The organism is Citricoccus sp. (assembly GCF_032154715.1).
Classification (GTDB): domain Bacteria; phylum Actinomycetota; class Actinomycetes; order Actinomycetales; family Micrococcaceae; genus Citricoccus.
The window spans coordinates 1-15,918 of the sequence record NZ_JALDXU010000076.1 but is presented as its reverse complement, the minus strand read 5'-3'; the positions used below and the strand labels follow the sequence as shown (position 1 = coordinate 15,918).

Below are 15,918 nucleotides of genomic sequence, written 5' to 3'. Positions count from 1 at the left end.
GGGCGTGGGTGGGACGGGGAGCCAGGCGGTGGGTCAGTTCTCCGTCCGCGGCGGTACGGCACCGCCGCTGCGGTTCGCGGCCAGCAGGTCGCGGATCTCGGTGAGGAGGACGACGTCGTCGGAGATCGCCACGGCGTCCGGGTCGATGCCGAGCTTCTTGTTGCGCATCGCGATCATCTTGTTCATGGGCATCACGATGACGAAGTAGACGGCGGCGGCGATGAGCAGGAAGTTGACGATTGCGGTCAGCAGCACCCCGAACCGGATGTCATTGCCGTTGAGGGTGACCACGGCGAACGAGTCGAAGTCCGGTGATCCCACCACGCCGGAGATGAACGGCATGAGCACGGAATCGACCATGGCGGTGACGACGGCGCCGAAGGCGGAGCCGATGACGACGGCAACGGCGAGATCAACGACGTTGCCCTTCATGATGAAGTCTCTGAATCCCTGGAGCATGGCCCCAACCTAAACCGGCCGGGCCCCGGCGGTCGCCACGTGAGGGGGTGACACGCCGGGGACGTCGGTCTTTCTATCGCAGAGACGTGCAGGTCAGGGGCATCACCACCGGTGCGCCACGTCCACGACGAGCCGCGAGCCGGAGCCCGGGCCGTCGAGAATCATCACCCGGTACGGCAACTGGGCGCGGTTGCCGATGCCGAAGACGGTGTGGCCCTCGAAGCTGCCGCCGTAGGCCACCTGCCGGAAGGTGGAGTACCCGGCCACGTTGGCCACGCTGTCCCAGTTGGACGGGTTGTAGGTGGGCCGGCCGGTGGAGGTGTAGGCGTTGGCGTAGACGGTAATGCTCAAGTCCCGTCCGATCATCGGGATATGGGTGCCGGTGCCGACCTCCTGGATGGATCCGTAGCGCGTCGCATAGCCCTTGACCTTGTAGTTCAGGTCCACCACCAGCCGGTCGTAGCACTCGTGCCGCCCGGTGCGGACCCGGGTGACCTGGGCGCTGGACATGGTGGAGACGGACTTGGCGGTGGAGCCCCACGTGATGCCGCAGTACGGGGCTGCTGCCGCAGGGGGTGGGGCGGCCGCACTCATGCCCGTGGCGAGTCCCACGGCGAGGATGAAGGTCCCGAGGGTTGCAAGTGGTTTCTTCATGGCCGTGCCTTCTTCCCGGGGCACCGCAATTGCAGCGCCAAGTGGAAGAATTGTGCGCTCGGCGGCGGTGGAGGGACAGTGTGGGCGGGCTCACTGAGCGTTGCGATTCGGCGCCCAAATCCGTCCACTGGCCGGCGGTTGGCTACGGTTTGGTCAAGGGGTGGTGCCGCGGCGGCGCACCGCTCCGGCACCGGTCCCGGCATGACACGAGTCATGCGCTTCGGTGACCGGCGCGCACTACCGGTGGCCGGCGTCTGCGGGGAGCCTGTTAGCAGCCAGGAAGACCCGGATGAAGGGGGAACATGATCATGCGCCAGTTTGAGATCGGTGACGGTGTCCGCACGAAGGGCGGCCCACTGAAGGGCATCTACGGGGTGGTGGTCTGGTACTACGGGGAGAAGGACCAGTACCTGGTGCGCTTCACGGGCGCGCAGCAGATGTACTACGCGGACGAGGAGCTGGAGCCCTGGACCTGAAGGGACCGGCAATCGGGGCCACCCGAATGACCCGTTGATCGCCGCCGGCGGGCGTCAGTAGCCGGGAGCCGGGGCGAGACCCCAGGCGGTCTCCAGCACTCCGCCGGAACGCACGACGCCGGCCGCGGCCTCGGTGCCCACGTACCGCAGGTGCCACGGCTCGGGGGAGTACCCGGTGACGTCCTCGGCGCCGTCCGGGTAGCGGATGATCCATCCGTGCTCGGCGGCGTGCTCGGCCACCCAGGCGCCTTCCGGGGTGTCCCCGAAGCACTGCTCGAGCGTGCAGGCGCCGTCCGCGGCGCCCACGTCCATGGCCAGGCCGGTCTGGTGCTCCGAGTAGCCCGGTCGGGCGGAGATGCGGTCTGCCTCGGCCTGGCCATAGCGCTCCACCCAGCCGCCGTAGGTGCCCTGCTGGTAACCGTAGGAGCGGTAGGCGCTGACCAAGGTCAGGTCCACGCCGTCGTCGGCCGCCGCGGCGAACAGTTCTTCGGCCGCTGTGGCTGCCTCGTCCCGGAGTTCCATCGAGGCCTTCGACGCCGGCACGTCCGGCACGCGCAGGTCCTGCGGTGCGTAGTCGGCTGGTTCCAGGGGATGGAGTTTGTTGACCATAACGTGGAGCGAGTCGGGGGACCCGTGGTCCATCGTCGACTCGTCGGGCACGGCGCTGGCTGTGGGCGTCTCCGGCGAGGCGGACGAGGTGGCCGGGCTCGACATGACCGGCGGCGAGACGGACACCGTTGGGGCAGCTGTGGCGCTGTTCGACGTGGAGACTGTGGGACTGCTAGTGGCGGACCCGCTCGGCGGCTCGTCCGTCGTCGAACAGCCGGTCAGCAACAGGGCCAGGACGCCGACGGTCAGGAGAGAGCGGCTGTTGTGCATGGTCAGACCTTCCGGAGGAGCACGCGGGTGACGGTGTGGCCCACGTCCTTGGTCATGACCAGCTTGGCGCGGCCGCGGGTGGGCAGCACGTTCTGGGTGAGGTTCGGCCCGTTGATGCGGTCCCAGATGTCCGAGGAGGTGGCGATCGCCTCGGCGTCGGACAGGGTGGAGTAGCGGTGGAAGTAGCTCTTCGGATCCGCGAAGGCCCCGGAGCGCAGGCGCATGAACCGTTCGGTGTACCACTGGCGGATGGCAGTGGTCTTGGCGTCCACGTAGATGGAGTAGTCGAAGAAGTCGGAGACGCTCAGGCCCGCGGTGCCATCGGAACGGACCCGGGGCGGGGCGAGGACGTTGAGTCCCTCGATGATGAGCACGTCCGGGCGGTGCACCACCACTTCCTCGTGCGGAAGGATGTCATAGGTGAGATGGGAGTACATGGGGGCCCGGACCTCCGGGGCACCCGACTTGATGTCGGCCACGAAGCGCATCAGCCGGCGTCGGTCATAGGATTCCGGGAATCCCTTACGCTGCATGAGGCCACGGCGTTCCAGCTCGGCATTGGGGTAGAGGAAGCCGTCCGTGGTGAGCAGCTCCACGCGGGGGGTGTTGGGCCAGCGGCGCAGCATCTCCTGGAGCACGCGGGCCGTGGTGGATTTCCCGACGGCGACCGAACCGGCCACGCCGATCACGAAGGGCGTGCGCCGGGTGGACTCACCGAGGAACTCGTTGGAGGCCCGCCGCAGATGGGCGGCCGCATCCACCTGGATGCTCAGCAGCCGGGAGAGCGGCAGGTAGACCTCGGCGACCTCACGCAGGGAGAGGTGCTCGCCGATGCCACGCAGCCGCTCGATGTCAGACTGGTCGAAGGGCTGTTCCATCTCATTGGCCAGCCGAGCCCAGGTGTCCCGCTCCAGCTCCACGAAGGGGGAATAGTGGTTCTCGGAGTCGGCGGGCTCCGGTGGGGAGCCTGCCCAGCTGGCGGGGCCGGTCGGGGTCACAGGCGTGGCCTGTGGGAGTCCGGAGCCGGCGGCGTCGGGTGGATTCACCCACCCATTATCCATCCTGGGCGGGCCGGACCGTGTCCTGGGTCATGGCGCGCCCCGGCCGGGGCTCCCGTGAGTGAGCCGGCCAGGGCCGGGCAGGAGCTCTACCGGTCATTGGCCAACAGCGCCAAGTCGACGGCCCGGTCCAATTCCTCACGGCTGAGGAGGCCACTCTCCTGGGCGACGTCGAGGATGCTCCGATGCTCCAGCAGCGCGACCTGGGCCAGTTCGGCCGCTTTTCCATACCCCAGATGAGGCGCCAAACCGGTCACCATGCTGACCGACTCGTGCATGCGTGCGGCCAAGACGGGCCTGTTCGGTTCAATGCCCTCAACGCAGCGCATCCGGAGTTGGCGGCAGGCACTGGTCAGGAGCCCAACACTTTCGAACAACTCGTGGACCATGAGCGGCTCGAAGGCGTTGAGCTGCAGTTGCCCCGCTTCCACGGCCATCGTCACGGCAGCGTCGGCACCGACCACCCGGAAGGCGACCTGGTTAACCACCTCGGGAATCACCGGATTGACTTTGCCGGGCATGATCGAGGATCCGGCCTGCACGGCTGGCAGGGTGATCTCACCGAAGCCGCCCTGAGGCCCGGAGGACAGCAGCCGAAGGTCGTTGCAGATCTTGGAGAGTTTGACCGCCGTACGCTTGAGCATCCCGGAGATCAGGATGAAGACGCCGGCGTCTGACGTGGCTTCCATCAGATTCTCAGCGGAGACCACAGGAAGTCCACTGACCCGGCGCAGCTCACTGACCACCAGCTGGCGGTAGTCCGGGGAGGCGGTGATGCCGGTGCCGATGGCGGTCGCCCCGAGATTGGTCTCCAGCAGGTACGCCCGGAACTCTCCGAGCCGGGCGTGGTCTTCCCGCAAGGTGGCCGCAAAGGCCCGGAACTCCTGGCCGAGGGTCATCGGCACAGCATCCTGCAGCTGAGTGCGTCCGACCTTGTAGATTCCCTTGAACTCACCGGCTTTGCGATCGAAGGCCTCGCTGAGGAGCCGGTGCTCGGACTGAAGTCCCTCGATCTCGACCGCCAACGCCATCTTCGCCGCCGTCGGATACACGTCGTTGGTGGACTGGCTGCGGTTGACGTGGTCGATCGGATGGACCACTGCGTAGTCGCCCTTGGGGCGGCCGAGGATTTCCAAGGCCCTATTGGCCAGGACCTCGTTCGCGTTCATGTTGGTGCTGGTGCCGGCACCGCCCTGGATGAGATCGACGACGAACTGGTCGTCGTGCAGTCCCCCCATCACCTCTTCGGCGGCCGCACGGATCGCCTGTGCCACCGTGGCGGGAAGCAGGTTCAGTTGCTCGTTCGCGGTGGCTGCGGCGTGCTTGATCGTTCCCAGCGCCCAGACCATCGAGCGCAGTGTCCCGACGCCTCGCCCCGTCATGGGGAAGTTCTCCACCGCCCGTAGCGCGGAGATTCCCCAGTAGGCTTCCCGCGGCACGTCCCGGGTGCCCAGGCTGTCCCGCTCGGTCCGGGTGTCCGGCGCGCGGCCGTCCGTTCGTGGGTGCTCCATGCTCATGACCGTCCTGACTCAGCGATGTAGTCAATCGCAGTGAGGGCCAATGCGGTGGCACCGTCCGTGATAGCCCGGTTGGCGGCCTCGCCCACGCAGTGGGCCGCGAACTCGGGCTGGTGGTTCGAGGCCGGGAAGCAGCCCAGGCCGATGTAGGGGTGGATGGCCGGCACCACCTGGGACACGTTGCCCATGTCCGTGGAGGCGCGGTTCATGGTCGCCTGCTCCGGCGGGGCGTCGAAGGTCCGGCCGAGGGCGCGAGCGTGCTTCACGTACAGCTCGAGCGCGCGCTCGTCTGTGCGAAACTCCGAATAGGGTTCAGATTCCGGCGAGATGCTCAGCTCGGCGCCCGTGGCGTGGGCACCGGCCTCGAAGCAGCGCTCCACCCGCTCCTGCAGCTCCTGCAGGTCCTCGAGGTTCTCCGCGCGGACATACCAGCGGCCCTCGGTGACCTCCGGGATCGCGTTGGGGGCCTCTCCGCCGCGCGTCTGCAGTCCGTGCACCCGGGTTCCGGCCGGCAATTGCTGCCGGAGCAGACCGATCGAGACCTGCGCGATCACAAAGGCGTCGTTGGCATTGACACCCCGGTGCGGGTAGGCCGCCGCATGGGCCGACTTCCCGTGATAGCTGACGTGGGAATGCGCCACCGCGTAGGGGCGGGCCTCTGCGGAGTCGACGGGGCTGGGGTGGGCCATCATGGCCAGATCCAGGCCGGCGAAGGCTCCCTTCTTGAGCATCTCGATCTTGCCGCCGCCGCCCTCTTCGGCCGGTGTGCCATAGACCTCGATGGTCAGGTCGCGTTCCGCAGCAACGCCGGCCAGCGCGATGGCCGCGCCGACCGAGGTCGCGGTGATGATGTTGTGTCCGCAGGCATGCCCCAGACCGGGCAGCGCGTCGTATTCGGCCATCAGACCGATGCGGTGACGTCCCGTCCCCACCACGGCGCGGATCGCCGTCGGGAAGTCGAGGTAATTCCGGGTGACCTCGAATCCGTGCGCGGCCAGGACGTCGGCGGTCCACGCGGCCGCCTGATGTTCCTGCCACCCGAGCTCAGGGCTGGCGTGCAGCCGTTCGGACAGGGCGATCAGCTGCGGCGCTACCTCGTGGACCCGGTCACGGACACGGGAGTCCGCAGCCTCGGCGGTCTCAGCGGTCGTCACCGGGTACCCCGTATCCGATGGAGGCTGCCGGGTCCAGGCCGCGGACCACATAGTCCTGGCGTTGCGGCAGCCAAATCTGGAGCAGCCGGCCGAGTTCGCCGATCGGATCCTCGTGCCAGTCCACCCGCAGGTCGGTGTCCCGCCAGCCGTGGCCGGAGACCACGGAGAGGCCGGCCGAACGGACGGGCCCCTCTTCGCCGCCGGCTTCCACTCCTGCCACGAGTCCAGCCATCAACCGTGTCTCCAGGTCCCCACTGGTGCGCGCGAACGCGTCGCAGGCAGCGTGCGGGATGTCCTCGTTCGCCAACATGTTGCCGGCACTGACGCAACCGGCCCCGGAGGCGTCGGCATGGGTACCCAGGGTGTGCGCGCCGCTGTGCACGGCGGACCGGCCGGCGGCATCCAGCACCACGAGTTGACGGTACTCCCGCGTGGATTCGCCGGCCACCAGCGCCTCCAGTGCCTCCGGGGCCGCGTGGCCCTCCTCGAGCAGGGTCAGCAGGGCGCCACCGAGCCGGGGGTCGGTGATGTTCTGCGAACTCACGGCGCCCACCCCGTCACGCAGGTGGATGCACCGTGCCGCCACGGCGGGGGAGGACGAGGAGACGGCCATGCCGAACCGGCCGGACCCGTCGGTCCCGGCGATCGAGAAGGTCACTTGGATCCCTCCTCGGACAGGACGGCGGTGGCGTCGATCTCCACGAGCCACTCGGGCCGGGCCAGTGCCTGAACCACGATCCCGGTGGAGACGGGGAAGACCCCCTTGAGGTAGGTGCCCATGGTGCGGTAGACGGTCTCGCGGTAGCGGACATCCGTGAGGTACACGGTCACTTTGACGATGTCCTCCATCTCACCGCCGGCCTCTTCCAGGAGCATCTTGATGTTGTCCATGGCCTTGACCGTCTGGGCCTCGACGTCGCCGATACCCACCGACTCGCGGGTGTCCAGGTCCTGACCGATCTGTCCCCGGAGATAGACCACGCCACCGGCCACCACGGCCTGGCAGAGGTCATTGTCGAGATTCTGTTCCGGGTAGGTGTCCCGGGTGTTGAAAGGACGGATGCGCGTGTACTTCATGGATGTGCTCTCCTGGTGGACTCAAGCGGGTGTGGGGTGCGGACGGTGGGGTCAGGCGCCGACGCCGGCCGAGACCGGCCGCGCGGCAGACTCGCCCGTGGTGGGTGGTCCAGAGGGGCGATAGGCGCTGTAGTCACGCTGAATGGCGATGTGGTCCGCGAGGTACTTGGCGTCATGCCAGACGCCCCAGATGAAGCTGGAGCCGCGGCGGGACTGCCAGGGCAACCCCAGGAAGTACACCCCGGGCTCCGCCGAGACGCCGCGCTGATGCACTGGCTTGCCGTGCTGATCGAAGGCATCCGCGTGCAGCCAGCCGTAGTCCACGGAGAACCCGGTGGCCCAGACGATCGAGGTGATGCCAGCGGCGTCGAGGTCCAGTTCCCGCAAGGGATGCTCAACGCAGTCAGGGCTGGACCCGAGGTGGCGTGCCTCCGGCTCCTCGGGAAGGTCCAGGCCATTGCGTTCGATGTACTCGTCGGCCTCGTCAAGTAGCGCCAGGTAGTTCGCATCGCCATGGGCGATGTTCTCCGCGAGGTCCGCACCGAAATGCATGACACCGTCCTGGTACGAGGTGGCCCGGCCCACGAGGGTGATCCCACTGTGGGCCAGGTCGCGGAAGTCCACCGTGTGCCCACCGTCGGCGCCGCTGACGGCAATCGTGACGTGCTCCGCGCCCTGTGGCGGCGCGGAGGCCTCCCACTTGTTCAGCACGCCCAGCCACCACACGAAGTCGCGGCCGCGGTAGCTGCGCGGGGGCCGGTCATGGGGCCCCACGGCCAGGTAGGTCTGCCGTCCGGAGGCCCGGAGCTCGGCCGCGATCTGCACGCCGGAGGAACCCGCGCCGACCACCAGCACGCCTCCCTCGGGCAGCTGCTCGGGGTTGCGGTAGGAACTCGAATGGATCTGCGTGAGGCCGGAACTCTCCGGGACCACGGCGGGGATGACGGGCTTCTGGAAGGGGCCGGTGGCCGCCACCACGTAGCGTGCCCGAACGGTGCCGATGGACGTTTCGGCCGTGAAGCCTGGCCGGCCCTCGTTCTTGCGGACGGCCGTGACCTCCACCCCGGTGCGGATCGGTGCGTCGAAGCGCTCGGCATAGGACGCCAGGTAGTCGGCCACCTGCTCCTTGGTGGCGAACCCATCCGGGTCCACGTCCTGGAACTCCATGCCGGGGAAACGATCGTGCCAGACCGGCCCGTTCGCGACGAGGGAGTCCCACCGTTCCGTCCGCCACCGTTCGGCGATGCGATGGCGTTCCAGGACCAGGTGCGGGACGCCCTGGCTGGTCAAATGTTCGCTCATGGCCACGCCGGCCTGACCGGCCCCCACGATGAGTACCTCGGTGTCTTGGGTCGACATGCATACCTCCGGTTGACTGACCCCACTCAAGTGATGAGGACCACGGTTTTCGCTGCTGAGTGGTACTCAGTCTCCGAAGGGTCCACATCGATAGCAAATACTCGTAAGTGAGGATCTGCATCGGATAAACAGATTCAGTGACGTGCGCTGCATCGTTTGCGCGGATCTGGGAGGGGAGCGGTCAGCCGAGAATTGAACGGCAGGCCTCGATGAAGACCTCGCCCTTGCGGGACAGCGACTCGTCGGCGCGATGTGCCACCCCGATCTGCAAGTACGAGCGCACGCCGTCGATGGGCAGCCGGACGATGCGGCCGCCGTCGTTGGTGAGGTCGTGAGCGGGGCGCTGGTTCAGGATGGTGTATCCGTGACCGCGAGCCACCATGGAGCGCACCACCTCGAAGCTCTCGAATCTCTCGTGGACCCGGGGCTGCAGGTGCGCGTCCTGGAAGATCGACAGGAAGTAGTTGGCGCTCTTGCCCATGTTCAGCAGGATGAGTGGTTCGTCGGCGAGCTCTTCGAGCGACACCGTGGAGCGGCCGGCCAGGTGGCTGCCTTCCCCCACGGCCGCGTACACCGGTGCTTCGCTGAGCCGTTCGAAGTCGATGCTGCGGCCGTAGTCGAAGCTGTAGGTCAAGGCCACTTCCAGTTCCCGGCGGAGAAGGAGTTGCTCCACCTGGTCGCCGGTGACTTCACGGAGCCGGACGTCGAGGGCCGGATGTGCCGACGTCAGGTCCTCATAGATCGTCGGCAACCAAAAGGGTGCCAGGGTGGTGAAGCATCCGGCTGCCAGCTGCCCCGTGAGTCGTTCAGGGCTGAGGGAATGGACCGCATCATCGACGGATCGGAGGATGGTCTGTGCGGCCGCATAGAACGTGGTGCCCTGCTCGGTCAGGACCACTCCACGCGAGCGTTGGCGGACGAACAGCTTGTGACCCAGGGTGGTCTCCAGGTGCGCGATGGCCGTGGAGATGGCCGACTGCGCGACGAACATCTCGGCGGCCGTTTCCGTCATGGAGCCGAGCTCCGCAACGCGCACGAAGTACCTCACTTGGTTGAGTGTGAGGTCGGACGGTGCTTTCGCCATGGCCACGAGCATAGTCACCCGAGGTTTCGATTTTAGTGAGGTACCTCTCGAAAGATATCGATGGTAGTGACACCATTCACAGACTTAGCCTGATTCCCAAGCTTCTGGGCACTACGCACCCGATCAAGGGAGAACATCATGTCCCGCACTTCCGAAGCCGACCGCCAGGTCGCCAAGACAGGACTCAAACGCAACGTCGTCGCCGGAGCCATCGGCGTCCTGGTCCACTGGTTCGACTGGGCGATCTACGCTTATCTGGCGACCACGATCGCGGTGATCTTCTTCCCCTCCCAGGATGGGGCGGCGGGTCTGCTGTCGGTCTTCGCGGTCTTCGCCGTCGCCTTCTTCGTGAGGCCCATCGGGTCCCTCATCTTCGGCCATCTCGGGGACCGGTACGGGCGCAAGAAGACCCTGTCGATCGTGATCGTCACCATGGCTGCCGGCACTCTGCTGCTCGGTCTGATCCCCTCTTATGAATCGATCGGCATTCTCGCCCCGATCCTGCTGGTGGTGGCCCGCATCATCCAGGGGATCGCGGCCGGTGGCGAGTTCGGCTCGGCTGCGGCCTTCCTGGCCGAGTACGCACCCACCAAGCGGCGTGGTCTGGGCGTCTCCTGGCTGGAGTTCGGCTCCGTCCTCGGTTTCCTGCTGGCATCCCTGGTGGTCGCGGGGCTCCACTTCTGGCTGGACCCGGAGCAGGTCCTCGCCTGGGGCTGGCGCATTCCGTTCCTGCTGACGGTGCCGCTCGCCCTGGTGGGCCTCTACATCCGCCTCAAAATCGAGGACACCCCGGAATACCAGGCCCTGCAGGAGCTGGACACCGTGTCCTCCGCTCCCATCCGGGAGGTCTTCAGCCACAACAGCAAGCAGTTCTTCCAGACCATTGGCATCGAGATCTTCATGAACTGCACCTTCTACGTGGTGCTGGTCTATCTGATCACCTACCAAGAACAATTGGTGGGGATGCCCAACGACCAGGCGGCCGTCCTGTCCGCCGTCGCCTCGTTGACGGCCATCGCGATCATCCCGCTGTCCGGCATCGTCTCCGACCGAGTCGGCCGGAAGCCCGTCCTCGTGACCGCCGGCATCCTGCTCATCCTGGGCTCCTATCCGCTCTTCATGCTGATGAACCAGGGATCGGTGCTGGCCGGATTCTTCTCCACCTTCGGGCTGGCCGCTATCCTGGCGCTCATCCTGGGCACCCATGCTGTGACGGTCGCCGAGCTCTTCCCCACGCGCACGCGGCAGAGCGGTCTGTCCATGGCCTACAGCATCGCCGGGGCGTTCTTCGCCGGCACGCTGCCCTACATCAACACCTGGCTGATCGACCTCACGGGGAACAACATGGTGCCGGCGTTCACCCTGATGGTCGTCGGATTGATCGGCCTGGTGACCTTGTACACCATGCCCGAGACCCGCGGGGTGGACCTGCTGCACGATTCTGACCGGGCTCCGGCGCGGGCCTTCTCGAAGGACGCGGAGGAGGCGAAGCCGGACACCGCCCGGGCCTAGCCTGCACCTACGCTAGGTGCGGGCCACTGGACCCGGCTGTCGACTCCTCGTCGACGGCCGGGTCGGTCCGTGTCCAGACGTCCACCTCCTGACCGAGGAGCCGGGAATGACCATCACCTTCAGGCAGCTGGAGCACTTCGCGGCGGTCGCTGAACTCGGCACGGTCACGGCCGCCGCCCAGCAACTCCATCTCTCTCAGTCCGCGGTGTCCACGGCCGTCTCCGATCTGGAGAAGGCGCTGAAAGTCCAGCTGTTCATCCGGCAGGCCCGGGGGCTCGTGCTGACGAGGGACGGCCAGTCGATCCTGGCGCATGCCCGGCAGCTGTTGAGGGATGTGGACAACCTCGAACACAATGCCGGGCGGCTGGGTCAGGAACTCACCGGGACCTTGCACATCGGTTGCTATGCCACCATCGCTCCCGTGCTCATGCCTCGCCTCGTGGCCGAGTTCGCGGAATCCCACCCAGCCATCGAGATCCGGTTCTCCGAGGGGTCCCGCAGTGATCTGCTACGCCAGCTGATGAAGGGCGAATGCGACGTGGCGGTGATGTACGACTACCGGTTCGGTGACGAGCTGACGGAGGTGGGCAACGTGGTGCCCCTGGGATCCGTTCGACCCTATGCGCTGCTTCCCGCGGAACACCACCGGGCCACGGCGGGGGAGGTCTCCTTGGTGGATCTGGCTCAGGAACCGTTCATCCTCTTCGATCTCGAGCCCGCCGGTGAGTATTTCCTGTCCCTGTTCTCGGCCGCTGGACTGGCCCCCACAGTCCGCTTCCGCACCGCGAGCTTCGAGGTGCTGAGGGGGCTGGTGGCTCAAGGGCTGGGGTGCTCATTGCTCAGCCAGAGGGCCAGGCACATGGCCAGCCTGGAAGGACTCGACTATGCCGCTGTGGAACTGGATGGCCACCCCGAGGCGCTGGACATCGTGGCGGTCACACCGGGACATCGGAACCACAGCCAACGGGTCCAGCTCTTCCTGCGCCAAGCCGCGGAAGTCCTGTCCACCAGCCCGAGGTACTACCCTGCGGCCGAACGGTAGCCAACGCTCCGAGCTGCCTTGTCCTCTGTCCCGCTCAAAGGTCGCGCTCAGGGCTTTCCCTGCCGGTAGGATCGGCCCTTGTGAGAGAAAAATTGGGTGAAACGTCGAAGCTTCAATGGGCGGCACTGGTGGTCCTGGTGTTGGCCATTGTGGCCTTGCTGGTGGTCCTGTTCACCCAGCAGCAGGATTACCGCACCGACGCTGAGGCGGCGCGCGAGAGCAATGTCTCCGCCCCTGCTGCAGAGCCCCCGGCGGCGACCGTCGAGCCCTCGGTAAGTCCCTCGGCCAGTCCCACCGCATCGGAGGCGTCCGAAGAGGTGCCTGAAAATGCGGTCGACGCGGTCACCGCAGCGGCCCAGGCCGTGGTCAACCGCGGTGACGACTCCGTCATCAACGTGCTCGGGGACTCCACGTCCAACACCAGCAGTGAATGGGTGTACCGCTGGGCCGAGGAACTCGGCGGGGACGCCGCGGTGACGGTCCACACCTGGAACCCCGAGGCGGGGACCTGGTATGTGGAGCCTCGCACCTACGGCGAGGGCGATCGGGCCATCACCATCTGGAACGGCTCCGCGGCCGAGGGCACCCCTGGCTTCCCGCTGGAGTTGGACGGCATGATCGAACCCGAGGCCGACCTGACGATCCTGAACTATGGGCACTGGGGTGACCCGGAGTCCGTGGCCTCCTCACTGGAGGAACTGCTCAACACCCTGGATGCCGGTGCAGAGGATGCCGCGCCCGTGGTCCTCACCGCACAGAACCCGGCGCAGCCCACGTGGGTCGGCTACGCGGATACGAACCGGGACGCCATGCGCGCTGCTGCCGAAGAGCGTGAGCTGCCGGTGATCAACATCGAGGGTGCCTTCGAGGACTCCGGTGACTGGGAGTCCCTACTGGCGGACGAGGTCAACCCGAACGAGGACGGCCACCAGCTCTGGGCGGAAGCCGTCAGCGGGTACTTCGCAGACTGAATCGCTCTGCCGATCGAGACTCTCGGTTGTGATCGCGCCCGAATGTGGCGAAAGCCCGGACCCCACTCATGGGGTCCGGGCTTTTCACTTGCCCCGCCGATGTGATCACTTCTCAGTGGCCGCTGCCGAAGCTCTCGGATGCGTCGAGCAGGGCGGAGCCGTGACCCCTCATTAATATGCGGAGAATATTAATCAATCGCCAATGAAACTGGTTGCATGTCAGGTTCAAGAGGCGTTTGTAAAGTTACTTGTCCTACCGGTGAGTAACGTCACATTTCTGGTTAGGATGCCGCTATGTCTCCGTCCTCAAGGACGGTCATGACACGCGTCCGCACACCCTGCTGACATCCTGATGTGTCTTGGCCTCATCCCTTTGTGCCGGAGGCGATCATCTATTGCACCTTTGAGAGTGGGGATTACATGGCGCAAGAGCAGGTCCAAACACCAAAACGTAGATTGAGAGCCCTCGCGGCGGGAGCCGTGACCGTAGCGGTCATCGCAGCCCCGGTGAGTGCGGCGCAGGCCGCCCCGTCAGACGATTCCGAGGCGTTGGCCCGGATCATCGACTCGTCGCTGTTCGCTTCCGACCTGGCCGCCGTCGGACAGGCAGCCAGCGGCAATCCCAGTGAGGTCGGCCCGGCTACCGGTACCGTCGACGCCGCACTGTTGGAGGCGCTCAACATTGACCTCGGGGCACTTCAGCTACCGGTCGTGGGATCCGAGGGGACCCCGGGGCTGCTGCAGATCGGTGAGCTGGGGGCGCTCAGCTCTTACGCTTCCTCTCCCACCGTGGGCTCGTCCACGGCGAGTGCCGGCGTGGTCGGGGAGAACGGCGCCGTCAGTCTGGACGTGGCGGAAGCCGCCGGTCCGGCGGCCAACACCACCGTCAACCTCACCGACCTGCTGGACCAGCTCGGTGTGGATGGCCTGACCGATGAGATCGTGCAGGAGATCAGCCTCGAGCTCGGCGCGGTCGCCTCCACGACCTCGCAGACCGCGCCTGCCGATCCGACGTCGAACTACGTGGTGGCCGATGGCAACCTCGTCATCGACAGCCCGCTAGTGGGGGCTCTGGCCACCGATCTCCGGACCACCATCACCGGTGCCGGTGACTTGGTGGATGCCCTGGTGGGTTCCGAAGGGCTCATCGGCAGTACCGTCTCGGCTCTCGCCACGGAGATCAACATTCCCCTGGTGGCAAACCTGGACCTGAGTGGTGGCACCGCGGGGGTCAACGGCCTGGATGCCGCACTGGACCAGGCTGCAACAACCCTGTTGGCTGAACCGTTGGTCGACGAGAACGGTCTGGTCTCCATCTCACTCGCGGACGGGACCATTGCGGTCAACCTCTCGCAGTTGGTCTCCGGTACCGACGGTGGACTCAACGGTCTGGCCCCGAACACATCGGTCCTGACCACGGAGACCATCGGCCTGGTGACCGACGCGATCGCTGGTGCCCTGGGCAGTGTGTCCGGGAAGGTCACCGAGACCGTTACCGAAGTTCTGAACGCGGTGGAGGTCAACATCGCGCTCCCGATCGAGCTATCCCTGTTGGGCGGTCTTGTCCCGGCGGCTAACGGCGAGGTCCTGGTCAACGGCACCCTAGGCCAGTTGGCAGGGACCACCTCGGGTGAACCCGAGATCACGCTCGACCTTGATCTGCTCGGGCTTCCTCTGGGCACCGTTCTCAATCCAGTGGTGAACTTCCTGCAGGGTGCTTTGCTGACGCCGCTGGCAAACGGCTTGGGCCCGATCTTGACCGCGGGTGTGGATGAGATCGCCGGCACGGTGACCGGTGTGGTCGATCCGTTGATCGGCACTCTGGATCCGGTCTTGACGGGCGTCCTCGATGAGATCGTGGAGATCACCATCAACGAGCAGACCCGGCGGGGCGTTCTGGGAGACGACTCCCTGACCGTCAATGCCGTGAGCCTGGAACTGCTGCCCAGCACGCAGGCCGTGGACATCAACCTGGCATCCTCGACCGTGCGCGTCTCGCAGGTCGCAGCGGAACTGACGGTGACGCCGGGGACCGCCCTTCCCGGTGATGAGGTCACGGTCGCGGGGACCAACTACCCGCCGAACGCTGAAGTAGACGTCCAGCTCCTGGACCCGGACGGCAACCCGGTTCCGGGCACCGCGACCACGGTGACCACGGACGAGAACGGCTCCTTCACCACGCCCATCACCGTCCCCGCAGACGCCGCTCCTGGCGACTACGAGGCCGAGGGCGTGTCCGGTGACGTGACCGATACGGCACCTCTGCAGGTGCAGGACACTCCTGAGTTGGTTGTAACGCCGGATACCGCCTTGCCCGGCGATACGGTCACTGTGGGCGGGACCGGCTACCCCCCGAACGCGGAGGTGGACGTCCAGCTTCTGGACCCCGAAGGTAACCCGGTTCCGGGGACTGCTACGACGGTGACCACGGACGAGAACGGTGACTTCGAGACGTCTCTCACTGTTCCTGAGGGTACCGAGCCCGGTGCTTATGAGGCCGAGGGTGTGTCCGGTGACTTCTCCGACACAGCGCCGCTGCAGGTGCAGGACGCGAACACGGCCGATAACACGGCGGACAACACTGGTGACAACACTGAGGTGAACGCTGCCGATAACACGGCTGACAACACTGAGGTGAACGCTGCCGATAACACGGCTGACAACACTGAGGTGAAC

The 15,918-nt window shown here is 66.4% G+C and carries 16 protein-coding genes; 6 read left to right on the top strand and 10 right to left on the bottom strand.

The features are described from left to right. Positions 1 to 33: 33 nt before the first annotated feature. On the bottom strand, positions 34 to 459 hold the full coding sequence (gene mscL / locus RUH65_RS12030; protein WP_313817689.1) for a large conductance mechanosensitive channel protein MscL: 426 nt from the start codon (positions 457 to 459) through the stop codon (positions 34 to 36). A 102-nt stretch (positions 460 to 561) separates the two neighbouring features. Further along, on the bottom strand, positions 562 to 1,113 hold the full coding sequence (locus RUH65_RS12025) for a hypothetical protein (RefSeq protein ID WP_313817687.1): 552 nt from the start codon (positions 1,111 to 1,113) through the stop codon (positions 562 to 564). Between the two features lie 308 nt (positions 1,114 to 1,421). Here RUH65_RS12025 and RUH65_RS12020 point away from each other — a divergent pair, with 308 nt between their 5' ends. After that, entirely contained in the window at positions 1,422 to 1,589 is a 168-nt protein-coding gene (locus RUH65_RS12020; protein WP_313817686.1) for a hypothetical protein, read from the top strand. A gap of 54 nt (positions 1,590 to 1,643) precedes the next feature. Here RUH65_RS12020 and RUH65_RS12015 read toward each other — a convergent pair whose 3' ends face one another. Beyond that, on the bottom strand, positions 1,644 to 2,198 hold the full coding sequence (locus RUH65_RS12015) for a M15 family metallopeptidase (protein WP_313817685.1): 555 nt from the start codon (positions 2,196 to 2,198) through the stop codon (positions 1,644 to 1,646). Here RUH65_RS12015 and RUH65_RS12010 point away from each other — a divergent pair. Then, on the top strand, positions 2,191 to 2,499 hold the full coding sequence (locus RUH65_RS12010) for a hypothetical protein (protein ID WP_313817683.1): 309 nt from the start codon (positions 2,191 to 2,193) through the stop codon (positions 2,497 to 2,499). The two genes, RUH65_RS12015 and RUH65_RS12010, sit on opposite strands and share 8 nt — an antisense overlap. Here the strand turns inward: RUH65_RS12010 and coaA are convergent. The 7 genes from coaA to RUH65_RS11975 all read right to left on the bottom strand — a co-directional run bounded on the left by coaA (position 2,471) and on the right by RUH65_RS11975 (position 9,717). Further along, positions 2,471 to 3,466, bottom strand: a complete 996-nt coding sequence (coaA, locus tag RUH65_RS12005) for a type I pantothenate kinase (protein ID WP_396180163.1) — start codon at positions 3,464 to 3,466, stop codon at positions 2,471 to 2,473. The two genes, RUH65_RS12010 and coaA, sit on opposite strands and share 29 nt — an antisense overlap. Before the next feature lie 149 nt (positions 3,467 to 3,615). Then, entirely contained in the window at positions 3,616 to 5,043 is a 1,428-nt protein-coding gene (locus RUH65_RS12000; protein ID WP_313817682.1) for an aspartate ammonia-lyase, read from the bottom strand. After that, positions 5,040 to 6,197 carry a M20 family metallopeptidase gene (locus RUH65_RS11995; RefSeq protein ID WP_396180159.1) on the bottom strand — a complete coding sequence of 386 codons (1,158 nt, stop codon included), beginning with the start codon at positions 6,195 to 6,197 and terminating at the stop codon, positions 5,040 to 5,042. The genes RUH65_RS12000 and RUH65_RS11995 overlap by 4 nt, the downstream gene beginning before the upstream one ends. Continuing rightward, on the bottom strand, positions 6,184 to 6,855 hold the full coding sequence (locus tag RUH65_RS11990) for a DUF1028 domain-containing protein (RefSeq protein ID WP_313817681.1): 672 nt from the start codon (positions 6,853 to 6,855) through the stop codon (positions 6,184 to 6,186). The genes RUH65_RS11995 and RUH65_RS11990 overlap by 14 nt, the downstream gene beginning before the upstream one ends. Beyond that, positions 6,852 to 7,274, bottom strand: a complete 423-nt coding sequence (locus RUH65_RS11985) for a RidA family protein (protein ID WP_313817679.1) — start codon at positions 7,272 to 7,274, stop codon at positions 6,852 to 6,854. Before RUH65_RS11985 ends, RUH65_RS11990 begins: the two co-directional genes overlap by 4 nt. 51 nt (positions 7,275 to 7,325) lie before the next feature. Continuing rightward, on the bottom strand, positions 7,326 to 8,633 hold the full coding sequence (locus RUH65_RS11980; protein ID WP_313817678.1) for an NAD(P)/FAD-dependent oxidoreductase: 1,308 nt from the start codon (positions 8,631 to 8,633) through the stop codon (positions 7,326 to 7,328). A 181-nt stretch (positions 8,634 to 8,814) separates the two neighbouring features. Further along, positions 8,815 to 9,717, bottom strand: a complete 903-nt coding sequence (locus tag RUH65_RS11975) for a LysR family transcriptional regulator (RefSeq protein WP_313817677.1) — start codon at positions 9,715 to 9,717, stop codon at positions 8,815 to 8,817. A gap of 138 nt (positions 9,718 to 9,855) precedes the next feature. Between RUH65_RS11975 and RUH65_RS11970 the strand changes: the two genes are divergently transcribed. The 4 genes from RUH65_RS11970 to RUH65_RS11955 form a co-directional block, all read left to right on the top strand. Further along, a complete protein-coding gene (locus tag RUH65_RS11970) occupies positions 9,856 to 11,229 on the top strand; it encodes an MFS transporter (protein WP_313817676.1) in 1,374 nt (457 codons plus the stop codon). 106 nt (positions 11,230 to 11,335) lie between these two features. Further along, the gene (locus RUH65_RS11965; protein ID WP_313817675.1) at positions 11,336 to 12,271 is read left to right on the top strand and encodes a LysR family transcriptional regulator; all 936 of its coding nucleotides are present in this window, start codon (positions 11,336 to 11,338) and stop codon (positions 12,269 to 12,271) included. A gap of 80 nt (positions 12,272 to 12,351) precedes the next feature. Continuing rightward, positions 12,352 to 13,242 carry an SGNH/GDSL hydrolase family protein gene (locus RUH65_RS11960; protein ID WP_313817674.1) on the top strand — a complete coding sequence of 297 codons (891 nt, stop codon included), beginning with the start codon at positions 12,352 to 12,354 and terminating at the stop codon, positions 13,240 to 13,242. Between the two features lie 480 nt (positions 13,243 to 13,722). After that, the coding region (locus RUH65_RS11955; protein ID WP_313817673.1) for a choice-of-anchor G family protein at positions 13,723 to 15,918 on the top strand (2,196 nt) is incomplete at its 3' end.